This is a genomic window from Paraburkholderia solisilvae (assembly GCF_902859875.1).
GTDB lineage: Bacteria > Pseudomonadota > Gammaproteobacteria > Burkholderiales > Burkholderiaceae > Paraburkholderia > Paraburkholderia solisilvae.
The window spans coordinates 36887-49375 of sequence record NZ_CADIKF010000055.1 but is presented as its reverse complement, the minus strand read 5'-3'; the positions used below and the strand labels follow the sequence as shown (position 1 = coordinate 49375).

At 63.2% G+C, this 12489-nt stretch carries 13 protein-coding genes; 4 read left to right on the top strand and 9 right to left on the bottom strand.

The annotated features are described in order from the left end of the window. From motB to flhD, 4 genes are all read right to left on the bottom strand, one after another. Positions 1 to 981 (bottom strand): flagellar motor protein MotB (gene motB / locus HV675_RS26350; protein WP_175114393.1); only part of this gene is annotated, 981 nt, incomplete at its 3' end. Positions 982 to 1099: 118 nt separating this feature from the next. Then, positions 1100 to 1960 carry a flagellar motor stator protein MotA gene (gene motA / locus HV675_RS26345; RefSeq protein WP_175114392.1) on the bottom strand — a complete coding sequence of 287 codons (861 nt, stop codon included), beginning with the start codon at positions 1958 to 1960 and terminating at the stop codon, positions 1100 to 1102. A 432-nt stretch (positions 1961 to 2392) separates the two neighbouring features. Further along, entirely contained in the window at positions 2393 to 2938 is a 546-nt protein-coding gene (gene flhC, locus HV675_RS26340; RefSeq protein WP_175114391.1) for a flagellar transcriptional regulator FlhC, read from the bottom strand. 84 nt (positions 2939 to 3022) lie between these two features. After that, entirely contained in the window at positions 3023 to 3352 is a 330-nt protein-coding gene (flhD, locus tag HV675_RS32800) for a flagellar transcriptional regulator FlhD (protein WP_281364143.1), read from the bottom strand. Between the two features lie 691 nt (positions 3353 to 4043). Between flhD and HV675_RS26330 the strand changes: the two genes are divergently transcribed. Then, positions 4044 to 5111, top strand: coding sequence for a glycosyltransferase family 4 protein (locus HV675_RS26330; protein ID WP_175114390.1), 1068 nt, complete (start codon positions 4044 to 4046; stop codon positions 5109 to 5111). Between the two features lie 403 nt (positions 5112 to 5514). Here the strand turns inward: HV675_RS26330 and HV675_RS26325 are convergent, their stop codons facing one another. After that, positions 5515 to 5817 (bottom strand): H-NS histone family protein, encoded by a 303-nt coding sequence (locus HV675_RS26325; RefSeq protein ID WP_175114389.1) that lies wholly within the window; start codon positions 5815 to 5817, stop codon positions 5515 to 5517. Between the two features lie 649 nt (positions 5818 to 6466). Between HV675_RS26325 and HV675_RS26320 the strand changes: the two genes are divergently transcribed. Continuing rightward, positions 6467 to 6754 (top strand): PXPV repeat protein, encoded by a 288-nt coding sequence (locus HV675_RS26320; protein ID WP_175114388.1) that lies wholly within the window; start codon positions 6467 to 6469, stop codon positions 6752 to 6754. Between the two features lie 285 nt (positions 6755 to 7039). Here HV675_RS26320 and HV675_RS26315 read toward each other — a convergent pair whose 3' ends face one another. Together HV675_RS26315 and HV675_RS26310 are read right to left on the bottom strand one after the other, a co-directional pair. Continuing rightward, a complete protein-coding gene (locus tag HV675_RS26315; protein ID WP_175114387.1) occupies positions 7040 to 7864 on the bottom strand; it encodes a Cof-type HAD-IIB family hydrolase in 825 nt (274 codons plus the stop codon). 73 nt (positions 7865 to 7937) lie between these two features. Then, positions 7938 to 8828, bottom strand: coding sequence for a glucosamine kinase nucleotide-binding domain-containing protein (locus tag HV675_RS26310; protein WP_175114386.1), 891 nt, complete (start codon positions 8826 to 8828; stop codon positions 7938 to 7940). A 214-nt stretch (positions 8829 to 9042) separates the two neighbouring features. On the opposite strand from HV675_RS26310, the gene HV675_RS26305 reads away from it, so the two are divergent. Beyond that, a complete protein-coding gene (locus HV675_RS26305; RefSeq protein WP_175114385.1) occupies positions 9043 to 9642 on the top strand; it encodes a DNA-3-methyladenine glycosylase I in 600 nt (199 codons plus the stop codon). A 223-nt stretch (positions 9643 to 9865) separates the two neighbouring features. Here HV675_RS26305 and rpsU read toward each other — a convergent pair whose 3' ends face one another. Further along, a complete protein-coding gene (gene rpsU, locus HV675_RS26300) occupies positions 9866 to 10078 on the bottom strand; it encodes a 30S ribosomal protein S21 (RefSeq protein WP_075155305.1) in 213 nt (70 codons plus the stop codon). Between the two features lie 667 nt (positions 10079 to 10745). Beyond that, entirely contained in the window at positions 10746 to 10916 is a 171-nt protein-coding gene (locus HV675_RS26295; RefSeq protein ID WP_175114384.1) for a hypothetical protein, read from the bottom strand. 26 nt (positions 10917 to 10942) lie between these two features. Between HV675_RS26295 and HV675_RS26290 the strand changes: the two genes are divergently transcribed. After that, positions 10943 to 12412, top strand: a complete 1470-nt coding sequence (locus HV675_RS26290) for a flagellin N-terminal helical domain-containing protein (RefSeq protein WP_175114383.1) — start codon at positions 10943 to 10945, stop codon at positions 12410 to 12412. Positions 12413 to 12489 lie beyond the last annotated feature (77 nt).

Here is a 12489-nt window from a genome sequence, read left to right as displayed (position 1 = left end):
CGGCGTGCCCGCCGGCGCCGCGATGTTCTGCAGCGGCGGGGCGAGCGCGGCCGAACCGCCTGCGTCGTTCGACAGCGTCGTCGTGGTCGTGTCGTCCTGCATCATCTGGTCCTCGGACTTCTTGTTGAGCACGATGATGCTGATGCGCCGGTTCTCCGGATCGAGCGGGTCGGCCTTGTTCAGGTTCTGCGTCGACGCGAGGCCGATCACGCGCAGCACCTTCGACTCGTCCATCCCGCCTGCAATCAGTTCGCGCCGCGATGCGCTCGCGCGGTCCGCGGACAGTTCCCAGTTGCTGTAGCCCTTTTCACCGCCCGCGTACGGCACCGCATCGGTGTGGCCCTGCACGACGAGACGGTTCGGCACGTCGTTCAGCGTCTTGCCGATCTCGCGCAGGATGTCGCGCATATACGGCTCGACCTCGTCCTTCGCGGTCGCGAACATCGGGCGTTTCTGCGAATCGACGATTTCGATGCGCAGACCCTGCAGCGTCGAGTCGATGCGGATCTGCTGCTTGAACTGGCGCAGCACCGGGTTCGCCTGGATCGCGGCCATCAGCTTCACCTGCAGGTCGTGCAGGCGCACCTGTTCGCGCCGCTCGAGCTGGCCTTGCAACTGCGCAGCCGCTTCATCGTCGTTGTGCGTCACCGAATGCGTGCCGTTGCGCGTCGTGCCTTCGGTCTGGCGCATCACGCCCTGACGGTCGGTCGACACGTCGCGGCCGCCCGCGCGCAACACGCTCGAATCGGTCGAGCTGCGATCGCCGCCCGACAGCGAGATGCGCAGCGGCTGGTTGAAGTAGTCGGCGATGCCCTTCAGTTGCACGGTGCTCGCCGAGCTGAGCAGCCACATCAACAGGAAAAACGCCATCATGGCGGTCATGAAGTCCGCATACGCGAGCTTCCATGCGCCGCCATGATGGCCCTTCTTGTTCGGCGCCGAGCGTTTGACGACGATCGCGCGATCCTTATCCTTGCTCATTCGGCTGCTCCGCCTGCCCTGCCTGTAGATCTGCTTGCCTTGACCTGCCGGATCGCGGCCGCCTGCTTGCGACGGCTTGCGCGGCTCCCGCGTTATTTCGCCTGCCTGTTTCGCCTGCTTACTTCGCCTTCACGCGGCGCACGTGCTCTTCGAGCTCCGAGAACGACGGACGCTCGGTCGAGAACAGCACCTTGCGGCCGAACTCGACGGCAATCGCCGGCGCGTAGCCGTTCAGGCTCGCGAGAATCGTCACCTTGATGCACTGGAACATCTTGGTCGACTCGGTCACGCGCTGTTCCGCGACGCTCGCGAGCGGCCCGATCAGCCCGTACGAAAGCAGAATGCCGAGGAACGTGCCGACCAGCGCCTGCGCGATCATCTGGCCGAGAATTGCGGGCGGCTTGTCGGCGGACGCCATCGTGTGGACCACGCCCATCACCGCCGCGACGATACCGAAAGCCGGCATCGCATCGCCGATCTTCGCGAGCGCATGGCTCGGCGCTTCGCCTTCCGCGTGATGCGTTTCGATCTCTTCGTCCATCAGGCTTTCGATCTCGAACGCGTTCATGTTGCCGCCGACCATCAGCCGCAGATAGTCGGTCAGGAATTCGACGATGTGCCGGTCCGCGAGAATCTTGGGGTACTGCGTGAAGATCGGGCTCTTCTCCGGATCGTCGATGTCGGCTTCGAGCGTCAGCGTGCCTTCCTTGCGCGCCTTCGCGAGCAGGACGTAGAGCAGCGCCATCAGCTCCATGTACACGTCCTTGTTGTACTTCGATCCTTTGAAGAGCGTCGGAATCACGCGCATCGTCGCTTTGATCGTCTTCATCCCGTTGCCGAGAATGAACGCCCCGACGCCGGCTCCGACGATCATGAGCACCTCGACCGGCTGCAGCAGCGCTGCCAGATGGCCGCCCTCGAGCATGTAGCCGCCGAAGACGGACAGCAGCGTCACGAGTGTTCCCAGGAAAATCAGCACCGCGGAGCCCCCAAAATAGGCGACGGAGATCGTCGTTAATTGGGTTTACGGCAGGGCAACGAAAAACCTTTGACGGAAAAACGCCCTGCCGCCCCCGTGTAAACGTTGGGGCGGCGGCACTTTGCGGGCCCCCGCGGCGGGTGATCCGGCGGCGGCTGGGTGGGCATCGCGGGCGGTCGCTGCCGGGGCGCGCCGCGCCTCGCCGGGTCGGCCTGAATGCGCCGGTCCGGATGGGCTGGACCAGAGGAGCCGGTCGGGATGCGCCAGTCCGGATGGGCCGGTCGGGACGGGCCGGCGCCGATCGGCCAGCCCAAACTGGCCAGCCCGGAGCGGCCAACCCACCAGGCCAGCCCAAACCGGCCACCCGAATTTGCCGCCCTGCCGGGCCGACCCGAACGGGCCAATCCAAATGGGCGCCCCCACCGGGCCCGCTCAAACCGCCGCGCGCGTCCGTTCGTCGGCGGCCTTGCGGGTCTTGCCCGCCCGCGAAGGCGGCTGGCACAGCCCGCACACGAATCCGGCGCGCGGATCGTGCGCATGTGCGACGAAATGCCCACCGCAGCGCGTGCACGGCGTGAGCTGCAGCATCCCGGAATCGAAAAAGCGCACGAGCGTCCAGGCACGCGTGAGGCTCAGCACCGGCTCCTCGCCGTGCATCTGCACGTGTTCGCGGTACAGCCGGTAGCCCTTGACGATCGACTGGATCGTCTCGCAGCCGCCGCGCGCGGACATAAACCGGTAAATGTTGTAGAAGAGCGACGAGTGAATGTTCGGCTGCCACGTCATGAACCAGTCGGTCGAGAACGGCAGCATGCCCTTCGGCGGCGACTCGCCCTTCAGTTCCTTGTACAGCTTGATCAGCCGGTCGCGCGACAGGCTGGTTTCCGCCTCGAGCAGCTGCAGGCGCGCACCGAGTTCGATCAGCTCGATCGCGAGCGTGATTTCGCGCACCTCGTGCACGACGCTCTTAGTGGCCATGAGCGATGCGCTCCGTCTGGCGGCGGGCGGCCGGTTGAACCCGATACGGCCCGCGGCGTGTGCCTGCCTGCGACGCAGCGCGCATCAGCCGATCTGCTCGACGGGCTGCCCCGCCATCAGGATCGCGGAGTGCGCCTGGCTGACGGAAGTCGGCTTGCCCTTGTCGGCGAGCGAAGAAAGAATCGTGTGGTCGTCGAACCGGAACCGGCATAGCAGCTGGTTCGATGCGCAAAGCTTGACCGTCTGCGCAAGTGTCAGATTCACGAGCACGTTGGCGAGCTGCTCCGAGATTCCCATGCGGAACATGCCCATCGGCTTGTCCTCGCGCAGCAGTCGTTGCGCGAGCAGCAGATACGACAGGTTCACTTCCTTGATCTCATTGAGCATGTCACTACTAGCGACGGTAGCGCTCATGATTTCCCCCGAATTTGATGCCTGATTGAAGCCCGATTGGTCTTGACTGGTCTTGTCTGGCCGGCACGAAATCGTTTGCCTGTCGACGTCCACTTTCTTCCAAGGGACACGATCGGCAGTGTGATGACCGTGCCAAGATTGTCGCCTTAGCGGATTCGCACGAAAAGCGGACAACCGCCCCGCCTTCGCGACGGAATCGTCCATTAATTCTGTAGGAATTTTTCCTACAAAACGGGGCGAGAGACTTCGGGGATTTTTTAACCGGGCGAATGCGCCGGTCGGGGGAATAAAGAGCCGAAATTATAGGGCGATTTCATCCTGCCGCAACAAAGAACCTGTAACGGCCGACGCGGCGCTTGCCACGAGGCGGCCCCCTCGCCGATCATGTCGGGCGGTCGCACAACGTTGCTGCGCAAGGCTCGCGGGTCGCGCGAGGCAATTGCAACCGCCGGTGTTTCCCGCTGTAACAACATTAAGCGTTTGAAAAATAGGTCGAATTATCGTGCTGGATACCGATAATGGACCTTAAGGGATAACCCGATCCGGCCCGCTTCGGCTTCAGGCCGCCCTCGGGCGAGCGCACCCCACATTTCAGTCCGGGAACGCGCCGCCCGTCCGTCCGACCGGCATTCGCCTTTCGCTGCGCCTCTCGCGCCGTCGTGCGAAATAGCCTCTGAACAGGAGTCATACAATGCGAATCGCACAAATCGCACCGCTTTACGAAGCCGTCCCTCCGAAGCTCTACGGCGGCACGGAGCGGGTCGTGTCCTATCTTACCGAGGCGCTGGTCGACCTCGGCCACGACGTCACGCTGTTCGCGAGCGGCGATTCGGTGACTTCCGCGAAGCTCGAAGCCGCGTGGCCGCGCGCGCTGCGTCTGGATCCGACGGTGCGCGATACGATGGCGCCGCACATGCTGCTGCTCGAGCGCGTGCGTCGCGTGGCGCACGAGTTCGATGTGCTGCATTTTCACCTCGACTATTTGCCGTTTCCGCTCTTCACGCAGCTCGATACGCCGTTCGTCACGACACTGCACGGCCGGCTGGACTTGCCCGAGCTGCAACCGATGTTCGACACGTTCGCCGACGCACCGGTCATTTCGATTTCCGATTCGCAGCGCCAGCCGCTGCCGCAGGCGAACTGGCTGAACACCATCTATCACGGCCTGCCGGCGCAGCTGCTCACGCCGCGGACCGACCGCAAGCCCGAATATCTGGCGTTCCTCGGCCGCATCTGCCCGGAAAAGCGCGTCGACACGGCAATCCGTATCGCCGCACAAAGCGGGCTGCCGCTGAAGATCGCCGCGAAGGTCGACAAGGTCGACATGGATTACTTCAAGACGGAAATCGAGCCGCTGCTGTCGCAGGCGCATGTCGAATTCATCGGCGAGATCAACGAGGCGCAGAAGCCCGAGTTCCTGTCCGGCGCGAAGGCGCTGCTGTTCCCGATCGACTGGAGCGAGCCGTTTGGCCTCGTGATGATCGAGTCGATGGCGTGCGGCACGCCGGTGATCGCGTTCAACCGCGGTTCGGTGCCGGAGGTGATCGACCACGGGCTGACCGGCTATATCGTCGAAGACGTGCAGGGCGCGGTGGCGGCGCTGCAGCGAATCGACGAGCTGTCGCGCGAACAGATCCGCGCGCAGTTCGACAAGCGCTTCAGCGCGAAGACGATGGCGCAGAACTATGTCGACGGCTATATGACGCTGGTCGAGGCGGCGCGCCGCCCGATTCTGCGCCGCGTCGCGGCTGCCGGCTGAAATTGGCGCGGCGGCGCTGCGCAACCGGCGCCGCCGTCGCATATTGCACGGCTCGCCAATGTTTCGGGCCGGACGGTCGCCGCATGCAGTCCCGGTGAATATCCTGATGTAAAACGTTTGCGCACCACGTTCTGTAGCGAAACAGTCGATAAGTCGTAAAAAAGCCGCCTGGAAAAGGCGGCTTTTTATTGCCGGCTGCGCGAACCGGTTTCCGACCGCAGTACCGTTTTTGGCAGATCGTTTGCCGGGCGCTTTCGTATCAGCTTTCAGAACGCATTAGCTGCGCTCGAAGAATTCCGAATTCACTCCGACACGCGTCGGATTTCAGCGGATACGGGATAACAATTGCGTAACCGGCTATGGATGGGTCTGTGAACGGTTACGCAATACCCACGCACCGGGATTACGCCTCGCCGATCAGGAACCGCTCGCGGCTCTTGCCGGCAATCCATTTCGGCGGCTTACCGCGGCCGCTCCACGTATTGCCGGATTTCGGATCCCGGTATTTCGCCGGCAGCGGCGCCTTCTTCGGCGGGCGCCCGCGCCGCGCCGCCGCGGCAAAGCCGAGGTCTTGCGGCGTCAGACCATACTCGGCAATCTGACGTTGAATCTCGGCAATCACATTGCCCACTTCCACGCGGCGGGCTTCCTCCGCCTGCGCTTGCAGCTTGGAGATCTGAACCTTCAGATCAGCATATTGCGACATTTCGGCCTCCCTTTTTTTCCAACCCCGTCGGTTCGGAGATTAGCGTCGTTTAATAAAGTCCGCAACGGACCTAAATCATTTTACGCGAAAACTTCTGATAATTTTATCGAAAGAAACGGTTAAATGCCCTGCAAATTTTACGAAGAATATGGGGGGCACGAGTGCGGAATTAACAAAAGTTGACATCCCGATTGGAAATGCGTCTGTTCGAATCCACTCCAATCGCGATATATCCGGGTATTTACGGGTTCCGTTAGGCGGGTGCGCCAAAACACTTGTCTGCGGTTCATCCGGGTTTGCATTTGCCTGAAGCATCGGTGGCGGACCGGTGTGAGACGGCGGCGAAGATTAAACAGGCGGCACAGATGTAAGGCGGGTTTACGGCGCAACGGATGGGCTGCGCGTGCCGTGCGCGCGTCGGCCTCGCCAGGCCGCGCGCCGGGCGAGGCCGCGGCGCGGCGCGGCGTTCATGCATGCGTCGGGCGGCAAAGAACCGCTTGCACTCCGTAACAACCTGTCTCAGTACGCAACGGGCGCAGCGCGTAGATTGAACTCGTGCGGCCTCGTGGCCGCGTTCGCAACGATGTTGCACAGGACTGGAGTAAGCGTCGAAGCGCTATTCCCGTCGACTCGCCGCAAGGAGGAACATATGAAGCGCATTGTCACTCATCTGCTCGTCGCAGCCGGTCTCGCGGCCGGTGCTGTCGGGGTTGCGCAGGCACATAGCAGCCTCAGCATCGGGTTGTCGCTCGGCGCGCCCGCTTATGTGCAGCCGGCGCCCGTCTACGCGGCTCCGCGCCCGGTCTATTACCCGCGCGATGACCACGGCTGGGACCAGCGCGGCTGGAACCGGGGTGATGATCATCGCTGGGAGTATCGCGATCAGAATCATCGCAGCGGGGATTATGGCCGCACGTGGGGCCATTGGCGTGACTGACGCGGGGCGCCGTGAGGCGGCCGTATAAGGCGGTCGCTAAAGGCGGCAGGTTGGGGCCGCAATTTGAGGCCGCAACCTGAGACCTCAACTTGAGGCTGCGACCTGAGGCGGCCACCTCAGGCAGCCACCTCAGGCGGCCACCTCAGGCGGCCACATGCTCGCCTTGCTTGAACCACCGCCTGAACGCCGGCTCGCCGTCCTGAGCTTGATCATCGTGACCCAGCCATGATCGGCTGGGCCGACCAGCAACGCACTGCGGGCGCAACGGAATGCGCCGCCTTCCGGTCATGAAGGCATCACTTCGTCGGGCAGTTCGAAGAGCTTGCGCAGATGGTGAGCAACGCCCGCCTCGAAGTTATTGCCGATGCGCGGCACGGCCGGCAGCCGCGCGATCAGATCCGGATTCGCGTTGTTCATCATGAACGGGTGGCCCGCGGTTTCCAGCAGATCGATATCGTTCATGTTGTCGCCGAACGCGACGCAGCGCGCCGCATCGATACCGAGGCGATTCAGCACGACCTGCAACGCACGCCCTTTCGACACATTCGGCGCCATCACCTCGAGGCAGTCCGGCATCGAATACGTCACGTAAAGCGACGCGCCGAATTCGCGTTCGAGATTGACCGACACTGCGGCAAGATCGTCGGGCTCGCCGATATAGAGCACCTTCGCGACGCCATCGCCATCGTGCGAATTCAGATTGACGACCTCATAGACGAAGCCCGAGTCCTGGTGATAGCGCAGCAGATGCGGCGCGGCGCGATCGATAAACCATTCACGGTCCGCGAACAGATTCGCGATCACACGGCCATGCGCACCGGTGATGGCCGGCTGCACGAGGCGCTGCACGGTGGCCGGCAAAAGATTCTGCGCGTGAATCATCGTGCCGTCGGGCGCATGGATGCGTGCGCCGTTCGACGTGACCAGATACGGCCGGATGCCAAGCACATCGCAAATGCCGGCGACATCGCAGTAATGCCGCCCGGTCGCGATCACGAAGTGCAGACCTTGTGCTTCGAGATTGCGCACGGTCGCGACCGTGAACGGATCGACCTGGTGATCGGCGTTGAGCAGGGTGCCGTCGAGATCCGTGGCGATGACGTTATACATAGTGTGGGCAGCGAACGACTTCGGAGTTCATCTTGACTTCGGAGTTCGTATTTTATCGCCGGCCGCCGCCGCTTCACGCTCCCGACGGGAAAACCTTGGCGGCTTGCTGCTGCGCGAGCTGCAACGCGCCGTGCGCCGAGTCGGCCAGCGGCGCGCGCAGACGCGCTTGCAAATGAGCGGGCACGAACTCGCGCAACGGCACCGAGAGCCCGCCGCACAGCGCAACGGGCAACGCGCCGCCCGGGTCCAGCGCGCTCGCCATCTGTTCGATCTGCTCGCCGGCCTGCGCGAGCAGGCGCGCCGCGACCGGATGAGCGCGATGCGCGAGCACCACCGGCGCGAGGCTCGCGTACGCGGTCTGATTGGCATTGCACAGCCACACGACGAGACTGTCGCGGTCCTGCGCGCCGACCTTCTCGAGCAGCGCGCGCGCCAGTTCGTCGAGCGGCGCGCGGCCGTCGAGCGCGCGCTGCGCGTGGACGATGATGCGCAGCCCCAACCAGGCGCCGCCCGCTTCGTCCGCAGTCGGATAGCCGTAGCCGCCGGCAATCCGGCACGTGCCGTCATGATCCAGCGCGGCCGCGATGCTGCCGGTGCCGATCGCGACCACGACGCCCGGTGCGCCGCCATGCGCGCCGAGCAGCGTCGTGTAAGCGTCGCTTTCGACGGCGAGGCCCGCGACCGCCGGCGCCCGCTCGCGAAACGCGGCGAGCCAGTCACGATTATTGACGCCGGCCAGCCCGCAGCCGACCACGCAGCGCGACCAGTCGAGCGTCAGCCCGGCGCGCGCGAATGCATCGGCACTGGCCGTTTCAATCGACTGCCATGCACGTTCGACGCCAAGCGCGAGGCCCGATGGGCCGCTCGTCGCGATCGCGAGTTCACGGCCTTGTGCATCGCCGAGCACGACGCGCGTGCCCGTGCCCCCACCATCGACGCCAATCAGATAGAAGTGCGTATCCATCGGATAAAGATTGATTGAGAGTAATGCCGCAGTTTGCCCGTGCTATGCCCGTGCTGTCTGCTTCGCCGGTGCATCGGATGGGCGGGCGCCGCGATCGTGCAAGCAGTCACATGGTGGATCGGCCAGTTGGCCGGCTTGCGCAGCGGGCTCGATCCGCTATGCTTGCAAAGCCTTTCCCACCCCACCTCACACGATTTCCGCAGGAGCGAACACCGTGACGCAGCGATGCACCTGGGCAACAAGCGAAGCACTCGCACACTATCACGACAAAGAGTGGGGTGTCCCCTCCCGCGACGATCGCCACCTGTTCGAGATGCTGGTGCTCGAAGGCGCGCAGGCCGGCTTGTCGTGGTCGACCATCCTGAACAAGCGCGAAGGGTATCGCCGCGCGTTCGCCGGCTTCGATGTGGATGCGGTCGCCCGCTTCACGCCGAAACAGATCGACGCGCTGATGCTCGATGCGTCGATCGTACGCAATCGCAGCAAGCTGGAATCGGTTGTCGCGAACGCGCGCGCGGTCCAGCAGATTCGCGACGAACACGGGTCGCTGTCGAACTTCGTCTGGTCGTTTGTCGACCAGACGCCGATCCAGAACAGCTGGACTTCGTACCAGCACGCGCCGGCGTCAACCGAAGTCTCCGACGCGCTCAGCAAGGGCCTGAAGGCTTACGGCTGCAAATTCGTCGGCACGACGATCTGTTATGCGTTCATGCAGGCGATCGGCATGGTCAACGACCATCAGGGCGACTGCGAATTTCATGCGAAATGCGCGGCGCTCGGCAAGAAGGGACGTAACCGGAAGGCGAGCCGCTGACGAACGCGCGGCTCAACACGCCACGCAACCCGAGCCGCGCCATGCAACCCGCGCGGCGCAACCGCGACGCACATGGACCGCGCCGGCACACATGGCGCAAGTACGCGCTACACGCAAAAAAGCGGGTGAACCTGAAAAGTTCATCCCGCTTCCTGGACTGAGCTGAAACTGTGCCCCGCGCGCCCGACGTTCAGGTCTTATCGCGTGGACGTGCCGCCACTGTTTAGTGGAGCTTCTTCGGCAGCATCTGGCTGCGCAGGCGCTTGTGCAGGCGCTTCACCGCAGCAGCCTTCTTGCGCTTGCGCACGGCCGTCGGCTTTTCGTACGACTGACGCTCACGCAGTTCGGCGATCAGGCCGTTCTTCTCGATGGCACGACGAAAGCGGCGAATCGCCACTTCGAACGGCTCGTTTTCCTTCAAAAAAATGGTCGTCATGAGTTTCCTAACTCGATCATTGATACGTTTTAACAGCGTGAACGTTCACTGCCGGATGCCTGCGGGCAGCCTGATTTGCACTGATCACGCGCCGGCGCTCCGGTGATGCCCCGCTCGACTCACGTCCGGCGACTCACGTCCGGCTCATCGCCTTTCAAAGCCGGCACTACGGGACAAACAGCTTACGAAGCGGCCCGGAGGCCGGAAAAGAGAGGCGGAAATTCACCGCAGACGCCGGCTTGCGCTGACCCCGCCTGATCAACCCGACCAGACCGGCTTGCCGCGCCGCGCTTGACTGTCGCCGGACCGCACGCGCCTCTGACATCATGCGCAGCCGCCCATAAGCGATCTCAATCCAATCCGCGATTATATCAGGAAGATCGGCTCGAGACCAATCATTTTTCCGCTTTTCCTCGCTCCAACGGCGACTTGCAGCACGCGGCCGACGCACGGTAAACCGAGCCGGCTCGCCGCCGTCCTGTCCATTGCTTACCGCCCGTTACACCCGCCCACGCGGCCACGTCCAACCCGTTGAGGATCGCAACACATTCGCAAAAATCCAGCCTCATCGGCCGCGGCAACGGCAGGTTGGCCGCCGTCATCTGAAAGCCTCGATGCGCGCCGTCGACCGCACGGGGCCTCCCGTCAATCAATCTAACCATTTGAATCAGAAAGATTTTTCTGAAATTTCCGAAGCACCCGCATGACGTGCGCTCCGGGCAAATCCGCGCAGTCCCGTTTTCTCCCTCAAGTTTTTTTTCTCAACGCCGTCAACCTTCACTGAGGCGGCCAGCAATGAACGAGTGCTTCCGCCGATCTCAACGTTGCCTTGATTCAAGACTAAACGCCTCTACGGAGAACCTCATGCTCAGCCTTCTTACAAACAACCCTTCACTGACCGCTCAGCAGAACCTGAACGCGTCAGGCAATGCACTCAACACGGCGATCACGCGCCTGTCGTCCGGCAAGCGCATCAACAGCCCGTCGGATGACCCGGCAGGTCTGGCGATTACGACGTCGATGCAAACGCAGATCAACGGCCTGAACCAGGGCGTGAAAAACGCGAACGCGGCCGTGTCCGTGGTTTCGACGGCAACGACCGGCCTCCAGGTTATCACCAACGCTCTGCAGTCGATCCAGACGCTGGCCTTCGAAGCAGTAGGCGGCACGGAGTCGCCCCAAAACCAGCAGGCACTGCAAAAGACGGTTGCGCAAGAGATCCAGGAAATCAACCAGACTGCTCAAGGCACGTCGTACAACGGCATCACGCTGCTGACCGGCACGAACGGCATCCTGAACATCCAGATCGGCGCGACGCTCGGCGACACGGTCAGCCTCGACCTGAGCCAGGGCGTCTCGGCAGCATCGCTCGGCGGCGGCTTCGTCCAGGCAGGCAACACGCTCAGCACGATCTCGGGCCTGAACCTGAACGCGAACGGCACGGAGTACACGGGCGCGGCAGGCACGCACGGCGCGATCACGTCGATCAGCATCAACTCGAACGGCACGGGCGGCTTCACGTTCACCGACCAGAACGGCATCGCTCTTTCGTCGGCTGCTACCGCAGCGCTGTTCTCGACGACGACGACGAACGGCTTCGGCGCACTGTCCGTGAACAGCAGCGGCGCGCTGTCGACGACGACTGAAATCAACACGATCTCGGCCGCTGTCGCCGCCGGTAGCGGCGCGGCCCAAGGCACGGTCTTCGGCACGATTTCGGGTATCAGCATCGATCCGAACACCGGTCTGAACGCGAGCGCGAACACGCCGGGCGCGATTACGTCGGTGACCGTCGAAGCGAACGGCAGTGGCGGCCTCGAGTACTTCGACCAGAACAACCAGCAAATCCAGGCGAGCGCAGTCTCGGGCCTGTTCAACGTGACGTCCAACGCAAGCAACGTAGCCACGGCCATCGGCTTCGCCGCGGCGCCGACCAGCACGATCGGTTCGACCTCGACGGGCGCTCAGCCGGCCAACTCGAGCCTCGCGAACGTGAACACGCTGAACCAGCCGACCTCGGTTGCGGACATCGACATCAGCACGACGACCGGCGCGAACAACGCAATCAACGTGATCAACAACGCGTTGGCGGCGATCAGCAACCTTCAGGCATCGTTCGGCGCTGCACAAACGCACTTCAACGATGTCGCGCAGTCGCAGCAGGAAGAGTCGACCGACGCAACGACCGCACAGGGCCAAATCGCGGACGCAGACTTCGCTGCAGAAACGGCGAACCTGAGCTCGGCGCAAGTGCTGCAAAAGGCCGGTATCTCGGTGCTGGCGCAAGCGAACAGCCTGCAACAAAACGTGCTGACGCTTCTGCAGAATCTGTAATGCAGTAACCGCGGACGATCCGGCAGTCACGCAACACGGCTCGTCCGCGCGCAACGGTGGCAAAACGGGGCTATGCC

Excerpts from the sequence above, each read along its gene's own strand:
- rpsU (WP_075155305.1), bottom strand. The coding sequence starts at position 10,078 with ATGACGACCATTTTTTTGAAGGAAAACGAGCCGTTCGAAGTGGCGATT.
- HV675_RS26330 (WP_175114390.1), top strand. The coding sequence starts at position 4,044 with ATGCGAATCGCACAAATCGCACCGCTTTACGAAGCCGTCCCTCCGAAG.
- HV675_RS26310 (WP_175114386.1), bottom strand. The coding sequence starts at position 8,828 with ATGGATACGCACTTCTATCTGATTGGCGTCGATGGTGGGGGCACGGGC.
- HV675_RS26290 (WP_175114383.1), top strand. The coding sequence starts at position 10,943 with ATGCTCAGCCTTCTTACAAACAACCCTTCACTGACCGCTCAGCAGAAC.
- flhC (WP_175114391.1), bottom strand. The coding sequence starts at position 2,938 with ATGGCCACTAAGAGCGTCGTGCACGAGGTGCGCGAAATCACGCTCGCG.
- HV675_RS26315 (WP_175114387.1), bottom strand. The coding sequence starts at position 7,864 with ATGTATAACGTCATCGCCACGGATCTCGACGGCACCCTGCTCAACGCC.
- flhD (WP_281364143.1), bottom strand. The coding sequence starts at position 3,352 with ATGAGCGCTACCGTCGCTAGTAGTGACATGCTCAATGAGATCAAGGAA.
- HV675_RS26325 (WP_175114389.1), bottom strand. The coding sequence starts at position 5,817 with ATGTCGCAATATGCTGATCTGAAGGTTCAGATCTCCAAGCTGCAAGCG.
- HV675_RS26320 (WP_175114388.1), top strand. The coding sequence starts at position 6,467 with ATGAAGCGCATTGTCACTCATCTGCTCGTCGCAGCCGGTCTCGCGGCC.